The sequence below is a fragment of the Mesorhizobium sp. M8A.F.Ca.ET.218.01.1.1 genome, from assembly GCF_004791165.1.
GTDB lineage: Bacteria > Pseudomonadota > Alphaproteobacteria > Rhizobiales > Rhizobiaceae > Mesorhizobium.
The window spans coordinates 563,196-581,280 of record NZ_SRUZ01000001.1 but is presented as its reverse complement, the minus strand read 5'-3'; the positions used below and the strand labels follow the sequence as shown (position 1 = coordinate 581,280).

The 18,085-nt window shown below is 63.7% G+C and carries 17 protein-coding genes; 5 read left to right on the top strand and 12 right to left on the bottom strand.

The annotated features are described in order from the left end of the window. Window positions 1–29: 29 nt before the first annotated feature. On the top strand, window positions 30–1,457 hold the full coding sequence (locus EN861_RS02800; protein WP_135862234.1) for a gamma-aminobutyraldehyde dehydrogenase: 1,428 nt from the start codon (window positions 30–32) through the stop codon (window positions 1,455–1,457). Between the two features lie 265 nt (window positions 1,458–1,722). Here the strand turns inward: EN861_RS02800 and EN861_RS02795 are convergent, their stop codons facing one another. The 11 genes from EN861_RS02795 to EN861_RS02745 all read right to left on the bottom strand — a co-directional run bounded on the left by EN861_RS02795 (window position 1,723) and on the right by EN861_RS02745 (window position 12,423). Beyond that, window positions 1,723–2,037 (bottom strand): hypothetical protein, encoded by a 315-nt coding sequence (locus EN861_RS02795; RefSeq protein WP_135862232.1) that lies wholly within the window; start codon window positions 2,035–2,037, stop codon window positions 1,723–1,725. Between the two features lie 40 nt (window positions 2,038–2,077). Continuing rightward, the gene (locus EN861_RS02790) at window positions 2,078–2,440 is read right to left on the bottom strand and encodes a nuclear transport factor 2 family protein (protein ID WP_135862229.1); all 363 of its coding nucleotides are present in this window, start codon (window positions 2,438–2,440) and stop codon (window positions 2,078–2,080) included. Between the two features lie 83 nt (window positions 2,441–2,523). Beyond that, on the bottom strand, window positions 2,524–3,003 hold the full coding sequence (locus EN861_RS02785) for a carboxymuconolactone decarboxylase family protein (RefSeq protein ID WP_135862227.1): 480 nt from the start codon (window positions 3,001–3,003) through the stop codon (window positions 2,524–2,526). 109 nt (window positions 3,004–3,112) lie between these two features. Next, window positions 3,113–4,666, bottom strand: a complete 1,554-nt coding sequence (locus EN861_RS02780) for an alpha/beta fold hydrolase (RefSeq protein WP_135862224.1) — start codon at window positions 4,664–4,666, stop codon at window positions 3,113–3,115. Between the two features lie 111 nt (window positions 4,667–4,777). Then, on the bottom strand, window positions 4,778–5,089 hold the full coding sequence (locus EN861_RS02775; RefSeq protein WP_135862222.1) for a formate dehydrogenase subunit delta: 312 nt from the start codon (window positions 5,087–5,089) through the stop codon (window positions 4,778–4,780). Then, on the bottom strand, window positions 5,079–5,909 hold the full coding sequence (gene fdhD / locus EN861_RS02770; RefSeq protein ID WP_135862220.1) for a formate dehydrogenase accessory sulfurtransferase FdhD: 831 nt from the start codon (window positions 5,907–5,909) through the stop codon (window positions 5,079–5,081). The genes EN861_RS02775 and fdhD overlap by 11 nt, the downstream gene beginning before the upstream one ends. 2 nt (window positions 5,910–5,911) lie before the next feature. Beyond that, the gene (gene fdhF, locus EN861_RS02765; RefSeq protein WP_135862218.1) at window positions 5,912–8,824 is read right to left on the bottom strand and encodes a formate dehydrogenase subunit alpha; all 2,913 of its coding nucleotides are present in this window, start codon (window positions 8,822–8,824) and stop codon (window positions 5,912–5,914) included. Between the two features lie 10 nt (window positions 8,825–8,834). Continuing rightward, window positions 8,835–10,391: an NADH-quinone oxidoreductase subunit NuoF gene (locus EN861_RS02760; protein ID WP_135862216.1), complete on the bottom strand. Its 1,557-nt coding sequence runs from the start codon at window positions 10,389–10,391 to the stop codon at window positions 8,835–8,837. Further along, window positions 10,388–10,867, bottom strand: a complete 480-nt coding sequence (locus EN861_RS02755; RefSeq protein WP_135862214.1) for a formate dehydrogenase subunit gamma — start codon at window positions 10,865–10,867, stop codon at window positions 10,388–10,390. The genes EN861_RS02760 and EN861_RS02755 overlap by 4 nt, the downstream gene beginning before the upstream one ends. A gap of 134 nt (window positions 10,868–11,001) precedes the next feature. Beyond that, on the bottom strand, window positions 11,002–11,901 hold the full coding sequence (locus tag EN861_RS02750) for a LysR family transcriptional regulator (RefSeq protein WP_135862212.1): 900 nt from the start codon (window positions 11,899–11,901) through the stop codon (window positions 11,002–11,004). A 144-nt stretch (window positions 11,902–12,045) separates the two neighbouring features. Then, complete coding sequence (locus EN861_RS02745) at window positions 12,046–12,423, bottom strand: VOC family protein (protein WP_135862210.1); 378 nt, start codon at window positions 12,421–12,423, stop codon at window positions 12,046–12,048. Window positions 12,424–12,645: 222 nt separating this feature from the next. On the opposite strand from EN861_RS02745, the gene EN861_RS02740 reads away from it, so the two are divergent. The 3 genes from EN861_RS02740 (at window position 12,646) to EN861_RS02730 (ending at window position 15,540) form a co-directional block, all read left to right on the top strand. Next, window positions 12,646–13,287: a DUF47 domain-containing protein gene (locus EN861_RS02740; protein WP_135862208.1), complete on the top strand. Its 642-nt coding sequence runs from the start codon at window positions 12,646–12,648 to the stop codon at window positions 13,285–13,287. 2 nt (window positions 13,288–13,289) lie between these two features. Then, window positions 13,290–14,294, top strand: coding sequence for an inorganic phosphate transporter (locus tag EN861_RS02735; protein ID WP_127870681.1), 1,005 nt, complete (start codon window positions 13,290–13,292; stop codon window positions 14,292–14,294). A gap of 76 nt (window positions 14,295–14,370) precedes the next feature. Beyond that, complete coding sequence (locus EN861_RS02730) at window positions 14,371–15,540, top strand: Mrp/NBP35 family ATP-binding protein (protein ID WP_135862206.1); 1,170 nt, start codon at window positions 14,371–14,373, stop codon at window positions 15,538–15,540. A gap of 17 nt (window positions 15,541–15,557) precedes the next feature. Here the strand turns inward: EN861_RS02730 and EN861_RS02725 are convergent, their stop codons facing one another. Continuing rightward, entirely contained in the window at window positions 15,558–16,007 is a 450-nt protein-coding gene (locus EN861_RS02725) for a carbon monoxide dehydrogenase subunit G (protein ID WP_127276411.1), read from the bottom strand. Between the two features lie 151 nt (window positions 16,008–16,158). On the opposite strand from EN861_RS02725, the gene EN861_RS02720 reads away from it, so the two are divergent. Continuing rightward, on the top strand, window positions 16,159–17,964 hold the full coding sequence (locus EN861_RS02720) for an IlvD/Edd family dehydratase (protein ID WP_135862204.1): 1,806 nt from the start codon (window positions 16,159–16,161) through the stop codon (window positions 17,962–17,964). Window positions 17,965–18,085 lie beyond the last annotated feature (121 nt).

Below are 18,085 nucleotides of genomic sequence, written 5' to 3'. Positions count from 1 at the left end.
TCATTCGCTCCTTCCAAGGGAGAAATCTGATGGACACCCAGATGCTGATCGGCTCGAAATTCGAAAAGGGCACCGAGACCGACGAGCCGATCCTCAATCCGAAGACCGGGGCGACCATTCTCAACCTGCCGGAAGCCAGCCAGGCACAGATCGAGGCCGCCGTGGCGGCCGCCAAACAAGCGTTCGTCTCGTGGTCGCGCACCACGCCGGCGCAACGCTCCGGCTACCTGCTCAAAATCGCCGACCGCATCGAAGCCGAGGCCAGGGAGTTCGCCACGCTCGAAGCGCTGAACTGCGGCAAGCCGATCAACGCCGTGCTCAATGACGAAATCCCGGCCATCGTCGACTGCTACCGCTTCTTCGCCGGTGCGGTGCGATCCATGCCCGGCGTCGTCGCGGGCGAATATCTGCCGGGCCACACCTCGATGGTGCGGCGCGACGCGATCGGCATCGTCGCTTCGATCGCGCCTTGGAACTATCCGCTGATGATGATGGCCTGGAAGCTGGCGCCGGCGATTGCCGGCGGCAACACCGTGGTCTTCAAGCCGTCGGAACAGACACCGCTGACGACGTTGAAGCTGGCCAGGATTCTGGCCGACGTGCTTCCCGAGGGCGTCGTCAATGTCGTGCTCGGCCGGGGCGACAGCGTCGGCAACACGCTGATCAATCACCCCAAGGTCAATATGATCTCGATCACCGGCGACGTCGCCACCGGCAAGAAGGTACTGCAGGCCGCCGCCAAATCGGTCAAGCGCACGCATCTGGAACTCGGCGGCAAAGCGCCGGTCATCGTCTTCGACGACGCCGACCTTGGCGCCGTCGTCAACGGCCTGCGCGCCTTCGGCTACTACAATGCCGGCCAGGACTGCACAGCGGCCTGCCGCATCTATGCCGGCAAGAAAATCTACGACAAGCTTGTCGCCGATCTTTCTTCCGCCGTCTCGACCATCAAGTACAATCTATCAGACGACACCGAGAACGAGATCGGGCCGCTGATCTCGCGCCGCCAGCGCGACCGCGTATCGAGCTTCGTCGAGCGCGCTTCGGAACTGAAACACATCGAGATCACCACCGGCGGCAAGCCGGGCGAGGGCACCGGCTTCTACTACCAGCCGACGGTCGTTGCCGGGGCACTACAGGAAGACGAGATCGTGCGCCGGGAAGTGTTCGGCCCGGTCGTCTCGATCACTCGTTTCACGGATGTCGACGAGGCGGTGAACTGGGCCAACGACAGCGACTACGGCCTGGCCTCGTCGGTGTGGACGAAGGACGTCTCGCGCGCCATGGCGACAGCGGCACGCCTGCAATATGGCTGCACCTGGATCAACACCCACTTCATGCTGACCAACGAGATGCCGCATGGCGGCCTGAAACAGTCCGGCTACGGCAAGGACATGTCACTCTATGCGCTGGAGGACTATACCGCCGTGCGCCATGTGATGGTTGCGCATGGGTGAGGAGCGGTCCGCGCTGCGGACGAAAAGCCCCTAAAGGGGCTTTTCGAGCGACGAACGCCCGGAGCCATAGCGAAGGGCCGGGCGGTGGCCACTTTCCCTTCTCCCCTTGTGGGAGAAGGTGGCTTGTCGCGAAGCGGCAAGACGGATGAGGGGCGTTCCAGCTTGGCGCCAACTTACCCCTCACCCGGATTGCCAACCGATTTGTGAAGGACAAATCGGGGCAATCCGACCTCTCCCGCAAGGGGAGAGGTGCGGACGCGTTTGCCTACTCCACGATGCGATAAATGTTCCACAGGCTGGTGCCCGACACGACATAGGGCTCCATCTCCTTGCCCCATTTGGCGTGCGCGTCGATCCTGCCGATCTTGGCGAAGAACGCCTCCAGCTGGGCGAGGCTCTCGACCTCGTGGTGCGACTCGACGGTCGCTTCATGCGCGCCGATCGATCCGGTCATGATCTGGAATTTGAGGTCGGCGAGGCCGACCTGCGAACCGATCTCGCGTTCCCATTTTCTGAGCAGTTCGAGCACGGTCTGCTTGTGTCCGAACCTGGCGTCGATCTGCCATCTGGCGCTGAACATGTTGGTTCTCCTCCGAGATTGCGGTGAGCCCGCGGTTGATCTACTCGTCCCAGGCCTGCACGACGGTCTGCCGTGCGATCTGCCCGTTCTTGAGTTCCAGCATCGCCGCGGCGAACACTTTCGTGCCGTCCGGATAGGCGCAGGCCTGGGTGAAGGCGAGGCTGTCGCCGTTGGCGATGGTGGTGTCGACCTTGTGGGTCATCGCCCGGCTGCAGATATCGTCCCAGAACGTCGTGATCGCCGCGCGCCCACGGATTTCGCGTGGCTTGCTCGGCGGGTTGTTGCGGTCGATCACCCGCACCAGCGCATCGTCGGCATAGAAGCTCGACAGCATCTTTCCGTCACGGCCTTCGATCGCCTTTTTTATCGCCGCGCCGTCCACCGTTTGGGTCTTGGTCAGCATTTCATCCTCCATATGCCCATCTACACGATCGGGCGGTTGATGCTTTGAGGTGCGACCCGGCGCTCATCGCCGGGCCGGGGGCTTCACTGCGACTTGGCCTTCACGGCCGCGAACACGTCGTCGGTCTGCTTCTTGAAGGTCGCGAGATCGACCTGGCTGCCGTTGAGGATTGTCGACCAATGACGAACGATTGCCGCCATCGCGATCGTCTCCTTGATCTCCTCGTCGCTGGCGCCGTTGAGCTTGGCGGCTTCGGTGTGGAAATAGATGCAATACTGGCACGGGATCTGCGACGCGACCGCGAGCCCCATCAACTCCTTGGTCTTGCCGTCGAGCGCGGTCTTGGGGTTGAGCTGGACGCCTTTGATCTCGGCCCAGGCGCCGGCGATGGCGACGTCGGGCAGTGTCTTGAACATATCCGGCACCGAGCCGAGCGTCGCCTGGATGTCCTTGTAGGCGGCGGTCGCCGATGCATCCTCGGCTTTTGCGGGAGAGAGCGTTGACAGCGCGCCAATGCCTGCCGCGATCACAAGTAATCTGAGATTCAGCTTTGACTTGGGCATTTCATCCTCCGTTCGCAGCGCCTTCCGGGTGATATCCGCGTGGCCTGCATGGGGGAGATTGATAGCGCTTACATCGGTATGGCCGCTTCGCCCGAAAGCGCCATGGCACTCATGGCCCGTCCGGGCCAGCGTGCCTGATGGAAAATGCCGCCGCCGCCGCTCGCGATGGCAGGTCGAGCTTGAGCAGTATGTTGGCGACGTGGCGCTTGACCGTGTGTTCGCTCAGCCTGAGTTCAGCGGCGATCGCCGCATTGCTCTTGCCATCGGCGATCAAACTCACGACTTCGCTCTCGCGTGTGGTCAGGCAAGCCGGCTCGGTCGCCCTGGTCTTCGGCCGGCACGCCGGCTCCAGGTGCTGTTCGGACATCGCAAGTACGAGCGCCAGCGGCTCCTCCAACTCGTCGATGTCGACACGCCCGCGATCGACGAAATGAAGTCCCGAGCCGACTGCCAGATCGGCGACCAGCCTCGACGCCAATATCTCGCCGCGCCCTGCGTGAGCAGCGAGTTGTATCGTCACGCGGCCCGTCAATCCTGCTGGGGCCCCACGCGATTCGATCTCGCCGACATGCGCCCCTTGCGCGCTTGCCACCCCGATTTGCTGCGCCGCGTCGCGTAGCGCCGCCGCGCAGCGTAAGGCACGCCCCGGGCCGTCGAAGCGCGAAATCATCATTTCGCCGTGCATGTCCGCGCAGCGCCCGCCATGGCGCGCCACAAGTGTCGGCCATGTGTCGTGGAAATGCTCGCTGCGTTCGCTCCACATCCTATCGCCCAGCCGTGCAGTGTCGTAGATGCGTGTCACCAGAAGCGCGGCCAGGACGCGCTCGGCTCCTGCCACGGCGCGCTCGCCGGTCAGGAATTCTTCGATCAGGTCGGCCACCCGGTCGACATCGCCGGTCCAGATCGGATGGTCGCGCCCTGGAATCTCGACCAGCCGCGCATTCGGGATTTTCCTGGCCAGGAAGCGGCTGGCGTCTGGATCGACCCGCGCATCGTTGCGGCGATGGATCAGCAGCGTCGGCGCGCTGATCGCCGCCAACACTCCACGTATATCGATTTCCGCATTCATTCGCGCGAGCGCCGCCGCTGCCGTCGGGCTCGCCGACAGCCGCTCGAAACGGGCCCACCACTGGGTAAAATGCGCGTCGTCGACCCGGCCCGGCGCGAAATTCGGCAAGGTGGCACCGGTGCCCCAGGCAGTCTCGGCCGTAACGATGAAGGCGTTGAGGCGTTCCGGCGGCATCACCCATTTGTGGAAATGCGCATAGCCGCCATAGAGCGCCAGGGCCCGCGTCCGCTCCGGATAGGTGGCGGCGAACAGCATCGCCAGCGGCGCTCCCTCGGAGGCGCCGAGCAATGCGGCACGGCCGCTGCCGACCGCGTCCATCACCGCGCGCACATCATCCATGCGGGTCTCGAGGCTGGGCAGGTGATGGACATCGACGCGGTCCGAGAGACCCGTACCGCGCTTGTCGAACAGGATCAGCCGTGAGAAGGCCGAAAGCCGCCGCAAGAGTCTGGTATAACCCTCGTCTTCCCAATGCAGGTCGAGATTGGAAATGAAGCCGGGGACGAAGACGAGGTCAAACGACCCCTGCCCGACCACCTGGTAGGCGATCCGCACCTCGCCGCTAAGGGCGTAACGGGTCTCGATCGGCCTCACGAGGTTGTCCGCCCGGCCTGACGATTTCTGATCGCCAACCATAGCAGAGCCGCGCCGGGTGCGGCAGCCTAAACTTTAGCGACGCGGAATATAAACGGCGCGGCCCGGCGGCTATTTTTGCGAGGCTGCGACGTCGGCCGGGAAGGCCTTGAGGCCGAGCTTGATATCGGCCTCTGCCGGCGTGATCGGCCGCTTGATCCTGGCCGAGGCGACCACAACCAGTTCGTCGAACCCCTCACCGCCGCTGTCCAGCATCTCGAAGAACTGGCGCCGCATCCTCGGCTCCCAGAACTTGTTGATGTGCTCGGCGACGCCGGCAACGCCTTCCTCGCGTGGCCTGGAGTGGAAAAAGGCGGCGATCTGGTTGGCCATGCGCACCAGCTTTTCTCTTGTGCTCATGATGTGGTCTTCGTCATGCGACATGCTGGGCAACTCCGGAGATCACCCGGTCAGGGTGGGTAAAAACATCGAAATCGTCGCCGCGCACCAACGCCACCAGCGTCATGCCGGCGTCCTGCGCCGTGCGGATGGCAAGTGCGGTGGGCGCGGAAACGGCGATGATGAAGGCAGAACCGATCGCCGCCGTCTTCTGCACCATCTCGACCGAAACACGGCTGGTCACCACGACAGCGCCCGATGCGCCATCGATATTGGCCTTGGCCAGCGCGCCCGCCAGCTTGTCTAGCGCATTGTGGCGACCGACATCCTCGCGCGCCATGACGACGCCCTTGCCGGGCACGTAGAAACCGGCGGCGTGCACGGCCCCCGTCTCGGTATGCAGTGGCTGCACCTTCGACAACAGCTTGACCGAACGGGTGATGTCTTCGGCCTCAAGCGTAAGTTTCGACGCACCGACCGCATCGACCGAGCGCATTGCTTCCTCGATGGATTCGATGCCGCAGAGCCCGCAGCCGACCGGTCCAGCAAGCCGCCGCCGCCGCGCCTCGAAACGCGTATTGGCCTGGTCCTTCAACCGAATCTGGATGTCGATGCCGGCGCCGTGATCTTCCACTTCGATGGCTTCGATCTCTTCTGGCTCGGCGATGATGCCTTCGGTCAGCGAAAAGCCGAGCGCGAAATCCTCGAAATCGGCTGGGCTCGCCATCATCACCGCATGCGTGGTGCCGGCAAAGGAGAACGCCACCGGCGTTTCTTCAGGCACCATGCGGTTGGCCGCGGCCGTGCCGCTGGCGCGATGCGCCAGCCGCGAAATTTGCGTTGTCGCTTTGCGGCGCGCGGCCAAGACTACTCCGCCGCCTGCAGCGGAGCGATACGGCGGCTCTGCTTGGCCTGTTCGTCATAGTCGCGCTGCCATTCGGACGGGCCGTTGGACGCGCCGACCTGCACCGCCGTCACCTTGTACTCCGGGCAGTTGGTCGCCCAGTCGGAAAAGTCGGTCGTGATGACGTTGGCCTGTGTGTCGGGATGGTGGAAGGTGGTGTAGACCACGCCCGGCGACACCCGGTCAGTGATCAGCGCGCGCAGCGTCGTCTCGCCCGAACGGCTGGTCAGCCGCACCCAGTCGCCATCGCGCAGGCCACGATTTTCTGCGTCGTGCGGATGGATTTCCAGCCGATCCTCGGAGTGCCACATCACGTTTTCGGTGCGCCGTGTCTGCGCGCCGACATTGTACTGGCTGAGGATACGGCCGGTGGTCAGCAGCAGCGGGAAGCGCGGTCCGGTTCTTTCGTCCGTCGCCACATATTCGGTCCGGATGAACTTGCCCTTGCCGCGCACGAAGCCGTCGACATGCATGATCGGCGTGCCGAGCGGCGCCTTGTCATTGCAGGGCCATTGCACGGAGCCGACGCGGTCGAGCAGGTCGAAGGAGACATTGGCGAAGCTTGGCGTCGTCTTGGCGATCTCGTCCATGATTTCGGCCGGATGCGTATAGTTCCAGTCGAGACCGATGGAGCGGGCGAGCTCCTGCGTCGCCTCCCAATCGGCGTAGCGCGCCTTCGGCTCCAGCACCTTGCGCACCATGTTGATGCGGCGCTCGGCATTGGTGAAGGTGCCGTCCTTCTCGAGGAAGGTCGAGCCGGGCAGGAAGACGTGCGCGTAGTTCGCCGTCTCGTTGAGGAAGAGGTCGTGCACGACCACGCATTCCATGGCGGCAAGGCCGGCGGCGACATGCTTGGTGTCGGGATCGGACTGCAAAATGTCCTCGCCCTGGATGTAAATGCCCTTGAAGGAGCCGTCGACGGCGGCATCCAGCATGTTGGGGATGCGCAGGCCGGGTTCGTCGTCCAGCTTCACGCCCCACAGGCTCTCATAGATGTCGCGCACCGCGTCGCCCGAAATGTGCCGGTAGCCCGGCAGCTCATGCGGGAACGAGCCCATGTCGCACGAGCCCTGCACGTTGTTCTGGCCGCGCAGCGGGTTCACGCCGACGCCCGGGCGGCCGATATTGCCGGTGGCCATTGCGAGGTTGGCGATCGCCATCACCGTGGTCGAGCCTTGGCTGTGCTCGGTGACGCCGAGGCCGTAATAGATCGCGCCATTGCCGCCCTTGGCGTAGAGGCGCGCGGCGCCGCGGATCAGCTCGGGATCGACGCCGGACAGCTTGCCCACGGTTTCGGGGCTGTTTTCCGGCAGGGCGACGAAGGATGCCCAGTCCTGGAATTCCGTCCAGTCGCAGCGCTCGCGGATGAAGGCTTCGTCGAAAAGGCCCTCGGTGACGATGACATGCGCCAGCGACGTCAGCACGGCAACATTGGTGCCGGGCTTCAGCGGCAAATGGTAGTCGGCTTCGACATGCGCCGACTTGACCATCTCGGTGCGGCGCGGATCGAGCACGATCAGCTTGGCGCCCTGGCGCAGCCGCTTCTTCAGCCGCGAGGCGAACACCGGATGCGCGGAAGCCGGATTGGCGCCGATGATGACGGCGACGTCAGTGAATTCGACGGAATCGAAGTCCTGCGTACCGGCCGAGGTGCCGTAGGTCTGGCCGAGGCCGTAACCGGTCGGCGAATGGCAGACGCGCGCGCAGGTGTCGACATTGTTGTTGCGGAAGCCCTGCCGCACCAGTTTCTGGACGAGATAGGTCTCCTCATTCGTGCAGCGCGAGGAGGTGATGCCGCCGATCGCGGTGCGGCCGTACTGGTACTGGATGCGGCGGAATTCCTTGGCCGTATGGGCGATCGCCTCTTCCCAGCTCACTTCGCGCCAGGGATCGCTGACCTTTTCGCGGATCATCGGCGACAGGATGCGGTCCTTGTGCGTGGCGTAGCCATAGGCGAAGCGGCCCTTGACGCAGGAATGGCCGTGGTTTGCCATGCCTTCCTTGTAGGGCATCATGCGGATGACCTCGTCGCCCTTCACTTCGGCCTTGAACGAGCAGCCGACGCCGCAATAGGCGCAGGTGGTGACGGCGGAGCGCTCCGGCAGGCCCTTTTCGAGCACGGTCTTCTCGCGCAGCGCATCGGTCGGGCAGGCTTGCACGCAGGCGCCGCAGGACACGCATTCGGAAGCGATGAAGTCCTCGTGCATGCCGGCGACCATGCGCGATTCAAAGCCGCGACCCTCGATGGTCAGCGCGAAAGTGCCTTGCACCTCTTCGCAGGCCCGCACGCAGCGCGAGCAGACGATGCATTGCGCCGGATCATAGGTGAAATAAGGGTTGGATTCGTCGCGGGCGATGTAGTCGACCGCCAGCGAGCCATGGCCCGGCGCGACGCCATTTTCTTCCTTGACGTGGTTGCGGCCCTCGACGCCGTAGCGGTTTTCGGTCAGGCCGACGGACTTCGCCACCACATCGAACTCGCTGGCGCCGGTTCCGGCCTTCTCGTTCCAGCCGGTAGGATGGTCGGAGACATAGAGTTCCATGACGCCGCGGCGGATGGCGTCGAGCCTGTCCGACTGCGTACGCACCACCATGCCTTCGCCGACCGGCGTCGTGCAGGAAGCCGGCGTGCCGCCGCGTCCTTCGATCTCGACGAGGCAGACGCGGCAGGAACCGAAGGAGTCCAGCATGTCCGTGGCGCAGAGTTTCGGGATTTCGACCCCGCCCTCCATCGCCGCGCGCATGATCGACGTGCCTTCCGGCACGCTGATGCTGCGGCCATCGACGGTCAGCGTGACCTGTTTCTCAGCCTTCGATTGCGGCGTTCCGTAATCGAGTTCTTCGATGAGCGTCGGGAAGTCGGCCTTGATGTTCATCTGCCAGCTCCTATTCAGCAGCCACGCGCGCCGGCGCGGGCTTGAAATCCTCGGGGAAATGCGTGATCGAGCTCATCACCGGGTAGGGGGTGAAGCCGCCCAGCGCGCAGAGTGACCCGAACTTCATCGTGTTGCAGAGGTCGGTGACCAGAGCGAGGTTCTTCTCCGGCTCGATGCCGGCGGCGAGCCTGTCGATGGTTTCCACGCCTCGCGTCGAGCCGATGCGGCAAGGCGTGCACTTGCCGCAGCTTTCGATGGCGCAGAATTCCATGGCGAAGCGTGCCTGCTTCAGCATGTCGGCGGTATCGTCGAAAACCGTGATACCGGCATGGCCGATCAGTCCATCGCGCTTGGCGAATTCTTCGTAGTCGAACGGCGTGTCGAACAGCGCGCGCGGGAAGTAGGCGCCGAGCGGGCCGCCGACCTGCACCGCCTTGACCGGACGTCCGGTGGACGTGCCGCAGCCGATATCGTCGACGATCTCGCCCAGCGTAAGGCCGAAAGCGGTTTCGAACAGGCCGCCTTGCTTGACGTTGCCGGCGATCTGGATCGGGATCGTGCCGCGCGAGCGGCCCATGCCGAAATCCTTGTAGAAGGCGGCGCCCTTGTCCATGATGATAGGTACGGAAGCCAGCGAGATGACGTTGTTGATCACCGTCGGCTTGCCGAACAAGCCTTGGATCGCGGGCAGCGGCGGCTTGGCACGCACCACGCCGCGCTTGCCCTCCAGGCTGTTGAGCAACGAGGTTTCCTCGCCGCAGACATAGGCGCCGGCGCCGACGCGGATTTCCATGTCGAAGGCATTGGGCGAACCCAGCACATTGACGCCGAGCACGCCGTGCTTGCGGGCAATCTCGACGGCCTTGTTCATTGTTGCCACCGCGTGCGGATATTCCGAGCGGATGTAGACAAAACCCTTGGTCGCGCCGGTGGCGATGCCGGCGATCGCCATGCCTTCGATGAGCACGAAGGGGTCGCCCTCCATGATCATGCGGTCGGCGAAGGTGGCGCTGTCGCCCTCATCGGCGTTGCAGACGATGTATTTGCGTTCCGATGTCGTATCGAGCACCGTCTTCCACTTGATACCGGTCGGGAAGCCGGCGCCGCCACGCCCCCGCAGTCCGGAGTCGGTCACTTGGCTGACGATGTCGGCGGGCGCCATGGCCACTGCATTCTGCAGGCCTTTCAGTCCGCCGAGCGATTTGTAGGCATCGAGCGACAGCGGGTCGTTGATGCCGCAGCGCGCGAAGGTCAGCCGTGTCTGCTTGGCGAGGAACGGGATCTTGTCCGGGGCGCCGAGCCAGCGCTTGTGATGCCCGCCCTTGAGGAAGCCGCTGTCGAACAGGCTCTTCACGTCAGACGGCTTCACCGGCCCGTAGGCGACGCGGCCATTGGCTGTCGCCACTTCGACCATCGGTTCGAGGAAATAGGCGCCGCGCGAGCCGTTGCGCACGATCTTGGCCTCGATGCCGCGCTCGGCGAGTTCGTTTGCGATCGCCTTGGCGACCTTTTCCGCGCCCAGCGCCAGCGCGCCGGAATCGCCGGGAATGTAGATGCGGGGGGTCATGAGCGCACCTCGGCTACGATCTCGTCGATCTTTTCGTCATCGAGCCGTCCGATCACCTCGCCGTCTAGCATCGCCGACGGCGAACAGGCGCACAGTCCGAGACAATAGACCGGCTCGAGCGTAACCGATCCGTCACGCGTGGTCTCGTGGAAATCGATACCGAGCAACTGCTTGATCCTGGCTGCGACCGCATCCGAACCCATCGACTGGCAGGCTTCCGCCTGGCAGAGCTTGAGCACGTGCCGGCCGGCCGGGCGGGCGCGGAAATCGTGATAGAAGGTCACGACGCCGTGCACCTCGGCCCTGGACAGGTTCAGCCCATCGGCAATCACGGGCACGGCGTCGTGCGGTACGTGGCCGAACTCTTCCTGAATGCCGTGGAGGATCGGCAGCAACGGACCCTCGAGGTCCTTCAACTCCTGGATAATCGCCGCAGTGCGTGGCGCGATCTCGGTACTTGCAGGCTGCATCGTCATGCAGCGCCCTCCCTGGTCGATAGCTTTTAGCGCTAAGTCTTTACAAAATCAGAGGAAACCCGCGAAATCAATAAAGCGGTTTCGTTGCTCGATAGAAAATTTCTATCGATGGGCTTCAGCTAGCATTGTCTAGCCTAGCGGTGCGCCCGGAAATCGTCTGCCAGCGCCATCGCCTCGTCCAGCAGCGCCTGGACCAGCGGCGTGTGCGGCTCACGCGGTGCGGCGACCAGCCCGACCGTGTGGCTGGCATCGGGCTCGACGATCGGAATGGCCCGGATCGGTTCGGAAAAACCGAATGTTTCCGCAAGGTTGAGCGGCATGATCGATGACCATTTGCCGGTCCGGATGTGCGAGAACAGCACGATCATCGAATTCGATTCCAGCGTCGGCCGCACCTGCACGCCGGCTTCGGCCAGGTGCTGGTCGATGATGCGGCGGTTCTGCATGTCCGGCGTCAAAAGGCAAAGCGGCAGCTGGCTGATCTCGGCCCATGTCACTTTGTCGCGGTCGGAATAGGGATTGCCGATTGCGGTGATCAATTGGTAGCGCTCGTCATAGAGCGGCACGCTGGTCACCCGTCCCAGCGGTTCGTTGTCGAGATAGGTGATGCCGGCATCGACATCGAAATTGCCGAGCAGCGAAAGCACTTCGATCGAGGTTCGCGACAGCACCGAAAAGGTGACACCCGGGTGCTTGTCTCGAAAGGGCGTCGTCAATCTGGCCACCATGGCCAATGCTGTCGGGATGGCGGCAATACGGATGCGCCCGGAGAGGCCGTGGCGCGCCGCCCGCATCTCCTCGCGCATGGTTCTGGAGTCGCCGACGATGCGGCGCGCCCACACCAGCACCTGCTTGCCCTCCGGCGTCAGGCCCTGAAAGCGCGAGCCGCGCAGGACGAGCATGACGCCGAGCTGGCCTTCCAGTTGCTTGATGCCGGCCGACAGCGTCGGCTGGGTGACGCCACACACTTCCGCGGCCCGGCCGAAATGCTCTTCCCTGGCCAGCGCGATGAAGAATTCCAGCTTTTCGATCATTGGCGGAGGCTATCCGGCGCGGCGGCGGCGCGCCAGATGGTGCCGTGCTCAATCATCCAATGCATGTCGCCCAAAAGTGACTTCGGTTTTGGGGTGACGGCATGCATAGGAAAACTCTCGCGCCGCGCTGCCCGATCCCGAGATTTACCGGTCCACGAGATTGAGGATATTGCCGTCCGGATCCTTGAACCATGCGACTTTCATGCCGCCGCCGACATGGAGGTCACCCTCCATCGTCAGGCCGGACATCTCGTAATGCTCGAAGGTGACACCCTTTGACCTGAGGGCGTTGACGACATCGGCGATTTTGTCGCCGACCATCCAGGTCACCGCAGTCGCCTTGTTGGTCCCCGCGAATTTGGAACGATAGACATTGATGGTGGTGCCGCCGCTTTTGTACACGATCAATTCGCCGCCCTCATCGTGCACCTGTTTCAGGCCGAGCGTCCCCTCATAGAAAGCCTTTGCCTTGGCAAGGTCCCTGACCGCGAGATTGGCTGTTGCGTTGCTGTTTTCAAGCATGATCGTCTCCTTTCCTGGTTGTTCCCTCGTCATTGAACTGCGTCGAACGTGCCATTTCTGAAGTAGGGCCGCCCAGCCGCTTGACGAGCGTCAAGGACATGCGCCCTTGCTGCAAGTTGTGCCTTCAAACGGCGCCGATCCACATCTTTCAGCCGGTTTACTGTTTCCTGCGGCCGCGTGCGACGCTATGTGGATGCAACTGGTGCGCAGGGAGGGACGAACATGCTGGGCTGGTTCCGCAAGCTGTTGCCGCGCGAGGATCGCTTCTTCGACCTGTTCGAACAGCATTCCCGTACCGTGGTCGCCGGCGCCGAGGCACTCCAGTTGCTTCTCCAGGGCAAGGATATCGAACGCAGGTGCCAGGAGATCATCGATCTCGAAAACGAGGCGGACGACATAACCGCGCAGGTGCTGCTTGCGGTGAGGCGGTCTTTCATCACGCCTTTCGACCGCGGCGACATCAAGGATCTGATCCAATCGATGGATGACGCCATCGACACGATGCACAAGACCGTCAAGACGGTGCGGCTGTTCGAAAAGCGCGAATTCGATCCGCTGATGCAGGAAATGGGCGGCGTCATCGTCGACACCGCCAAGCTGGTCGCGGAGGCGATCCCGCTGCTCGCCAAGGTCGGCGCCAACAGCACACGCCTCAATGAACTCGCCGAGGAGGTCATGCGTGCCGAGGGCCGGGCAGACGACCTGCATGAGCAGGGTTTGAAGGATTTGTTCAAGCACCACAATGGCGGTGATGCGATGGCCTATCTGATCGGCTCGGAAATCTATGGCCAGCTCGAGAAGGTGGTCGACCGTTTCGAGGACGTCGCCAACGAGATCAGCGGCATCGTCATCGAGAACGTCTAGCGATGGAAGCGACCATCGCCTTTCCCCTGCTCGTCGGCCTCGTCGCCGTGGCGCTGTTCTTCGATTTTCTCAATGGCCTGCACGACGCGGCCAACTCCATCGCCACCATCGTCTCCACGCGGGTGCTGCGGCCGCATTATGCGGTGCTGTGGGCGGCCTTCTTCAATTTCATCGCTTTCCTGTTCTTCGGCCTTCATGTCGCCGAGACCGTCGGCAAGGGCATCGTCGACGTCAGTGTCGTCACCCCGGCGGTGATCTTCTCGGCGCTGGTCGGCGCTATTGTCTGGAACATCGTCACCTGGATCGCCGGTATTCCGTCGAGCAGCTCGCACGCGCTGATCGGCGGGCTGGTTGGGGCCGGGGTCGCAAAGGCGGGCTTCGGCGCCATCGTCTGGTCGGGCCTGGGCAAGACGGTCGCCGCGATCGTGCTGTCGCCGGCAACCGGTTTCGTCCTGGCGCTTCTCCTGGTCCTGGTGGTTTCATGGCTGTTCGTGCGACAGACGCCATTCGCTGTCGACAGCACGTTTCGCGTCCTGCAGTTCTTTTCGGCCTCGCTCTATTCGCTCGGCCATGGCGGCAACGACGCCCAGAAAACCATGGGCATCATCGCCGTGCTGCTCTATTCGCAAGGCATGCTCGGCACCTCGTTCTATGTACCGCTGTGGGTCGTCCTCACCTGCCAGTCGGCGCTGGCGCTGGGCACGCTCTTGGGCGGCTGGCGCATCGTCCACACAATGGGCTCGAAGATCACGCGCCTCAATCCGATGCAGGGTTTCTGCGCCGAGACCGGCGGCGCGATCACCCTGTTCGCAGCCACCTGGCTCGGCGTCCCGGTCTCGACCACGCACACGATCACCGGTGCCATCATCGGTGTCGGCGCGGCTCGGCGTATCTCGGCCGTCCGCTGGGGCATCGCCGGCAACATCGTTGTCGCCTGGGTCGTCACCTTGCCGGCGACGGCGGCGATTTCCGCTCTCACCTACCTGGCGCTCAGCCTGGCCCGGTGATGTCGCGGCGTGGCGCTTGGAGCCGTCCGCGTTCTGCACTATGTGAGCTGCAGCCGAACGCCAGGGAATAACCGCCATGTCCATTACCAAGGAAATCGTCACCGAGCGCCTGAAGACGGTGAACGGGCCGGATTTCACCGGCAACATCGTCGACCTCGGCATGGTTTCCGAGATTTTCATTGCCGATTCGAAAGTGTTCTTCTCGATCACCGTTCCCGCCGCGCGCGCCCCGGAGATGGAGCCGTTGCGCGCCGCCGCCGAGCGGGTGGTGAAGGCCATTCCCGGCGTTGCCGGCGCGGTCGTCGCGCTGACGGCTGAAAAGAAAGGCGGCGGCATGGAGGCGCCGGTTCCATCGCGCCCCGCACCCAGGCCGGCACCGCCCGCCGCCGCACCGCGCGCGGCTCCGCATGCTCCTGCTTCGCAGAGCCACGGCAAGCGCGGTGTGCCCGGCATCGAGGCGATCATCGCGGTCGCCTCCGGCAAGGGTGGCGTCGGCAAGTCGACCACGGCCGTCAATCTGGCGCTCGGTCTTGCCGCCAATGGCTTGCGGGTCGGCGTGCTCGATGCCGACATCTATGGCCCATCCATGCCCAGGCTGCTCAACATCCATGGCCGGCCGCAGACGGTCGACGGCAAGATCCTGAAACCCATGGAGAATTATGGCCTCAAGGTGATGTCGATGGGTTTCCTCGTCGATGAGGAGACGCCGATGATCTGGCGCGGGCCGATGGTGATGTCGGCGCTGACGCAAATGCTGCGCGAGGTTGAATGGGGGCGGCTCGACGTGCTCGTCGTCGACATGCCGCCCGGCACCGGCGACGCCCAGCTCACCATGGCCCAGCAGGTGCCGCTGGCCGGCGCCGTCATCGTCTCGACGCCGCAGGACCTGGCGCTGATCGATGCCCGCAAGGGTCTCAATATGTTCAAAAAAGTCGATGTGCCGCTGCTCGGCATCGTCGAGAACATGAGCTACTTCCTCGCCCCGGATACCGGCAAGCGCTACGATATTTTCGGCCATGGCGGCGCACGCCGCGAGGCAGAGAGGCTGGGCGTCACCTTCCTCGGCGAGGTGCCGCTGGAAATGGGCATTCGCGAGAGCTCGGACGCCGGCACGCCGGTGGTTGTCTCCAAGCCCGACGGCGCCGAGGCGAAAATCTATCGCGATATCGCTTCCAAGGTCTGGGACAGGGTCAATGAGGAACGCGGCGCGGCGGAAGCCGCGGTGCCGAGCATCGTGTTTGACTGACCCCTCGAGGGGAGGGATCAGCCGCCGACTTTCTCGCCGAATGCCGAAAAGAACTGTCCGGCCAGTTTCTTCGAGGTCGATTCGATCAGTCGGCTGCCGAGTTGCGCGATCTTGCCGCCGACTTCCGCCTTGGCAGCATATTTGAGGACCGTCGCGTCCGGCCCGTCGGCGGTCAGGGTGACGTCGGCACCGCCCTTGGCGAAGCCGGCAATGCCGCCCTTGCCTTCGCCCTGGATGGTGTAGGCATGCGGGGGCTTGAGATTCTTCAGCGTCACTTCGCCGTTGAAGGTCGCCTTGATCGGCCCGATCTTCAGCACCACCGTCGCCGCCATCTCGGTCGCCGATTTCATTTCCAGGCTCTGGCAGCCCGGAATGGCGTCCTTCAGGACGGCCGGGTCATTCAGCGCTTCCCACACTTTCTGCACGGGTGCGGCGATACGTTCCTCGCCTTCGATCACCAAAGCCATCAAAACCTCCCCGATCGCCGATGTCGGATTGGTCGTAGCGCGCGGCTCGATAGCTGTCTATCGCACCAAAGTCCGGATTCAGATCACGCGTGCCCCTTGCCTGCATCCGCGCGTTGTCATATCGATTTGTCATACAAATACGGAGACCATGATGGCTGGCGCCCCTACGAAAAAGAAAAAGTTCCGCTCGCAGGAGTGGTTCGACAATCCCGACAATCCGGGAATGACGGCGCTTTATCTCGAGCGCTACCTTAATTACGGGCTGACACGCGCCGAGCTGATGTCGGGCAAACCGCTGATCGGCATCGCCCAGACGGGCTCTGATCTTTCGCCTTGCAACCGGCACCACATCGAGCTCGCCAAGCGCGTGCGCGAAGGCATCGTCTCGATGGGGGGCATTCCTTTCGAATTCCCCTGTCACCCGATCCAGGAGACCGGCAAGCGGCCGACCGCCGCCCTTGACCGCAACCTCGCCTATCTCAGCCTTGTCGAAGTGCTCTATGGCTATCCGCTGGACGGCGTCGTGCTGACCATCGGCTGCGACAAGACCACGCCTGCCTTGCTGATGGCGGCGGCCACCGTCAACATCCCGGCCATCGCGCTGTCGGTCGGCCCGATGCTCAATGGCTGGCACAAGGGCAAGCGCACCGGCTCGGGCACTATCGTCTGGGAATCGCGCCAGCGCCTGTCGGCCGGCGAGATCGACTATGACGAGTTCATGGACATCGTTGCCTCCTCGGCGCCGTCCACGGGCTACTGCAACACGATGGGCACCGCCACCACGATGAATTCGCTGGCCGAGGCGCTCGGCATGCAGTTGCCCGGTTCGGCCGCCATCCCCGCGCCGTACCGCGAGCGCGGCCAGATCGCCTATGAGACTGGAAAGCGCATCGTCGACATGGTGCACGAGGACCTGAAACCGTCCGACATCATGACGCGCAAGGCCTTCGAAAACGCCATCGTCGTCAATTCGGCGATCGGCGGTTCCACCAACGCGCCGATCCATCTCAACGCGATCGCCCGCCATCTCGGCGTGCCGCTCGACAATGATGACTGGCAGAAGGTCGGTCTCAAGGTGCCGCTCATCGTCAACCTGCAGCCGTCGGGTGAATATCTCGGCGAAGATTATCACCATGCCGGTGGCGTGCCTGCCGTGGTGGCCGAGCTGATGAAGGCCGGAATGCTGCCGCACCCCGATGCCCTGACCGTCAACGGCAAGTCGATCGGCGACAACTGCAAGGGGGTCGCCAACGAGAACACCGACGTCATCCGCACCGTGGCCGAGCCGCTGAAGGCCAATGCCGGCTTCATCAACTTCAAGGGCAATCTGTTCGATTCGGCGATCATGAAGATGAGCGGCATCTCGCCCGAATTCCGCGAGCGCTATCTATCGAACCCGAACGACCCGGAAGCCTTCGAGGGCAACGCCATGGTCTTCGATGGGCCGGAGGATTACCACGCCCGCATCGACGACCCGGCGCAAGGCATAGACGAGCACACCATCCTGTTCATGCGCGGCGCTGGCCCGGTCGGCTATCCCGGCGGCGCCGAGGTCGTCAACATGCAGCCGCCGGCCTACCTCATCAAGAAGGGTATCCACGCGCTGGCCTGCATCGGCGACGGCCGCCAGTCCGGCACGTCGGGCTCGCCGTCGATCCTGAATGCCTCGCCGGAAGCCGCGGTCGGCGGCGGTCTGGCGTTGCTCAAGTCCGGCGACCGCGTCCGCATCGATCTGAGGAAAGGCACCGCGAACATCCTCGTCAGCGACGACGAGATCACGCGGCGGCGCGCCGAGCTGCAGAAAGATGGCGGCTACCATTATCCCCAGCACCAGACGCCATGGCAGGAGATCCAGCGCGGCATGGTCGACCAGTTCTCGGCCGGCATGGTGCTGAAGCCGGCGGTGAAATACCAGGATGTCGCCCATACCATGGGCGTGCCTCGCGACAATCACTGATTATTCCACGGAATAGTCATCGATTATTCCTGGCTGGTCACGGATGAGGATGGACGAGGACCGGCGGCCTGATCGATCAGGCCGCCGGTCTGACGGCGTAGCCGGGAATGCTCCGTCCTTG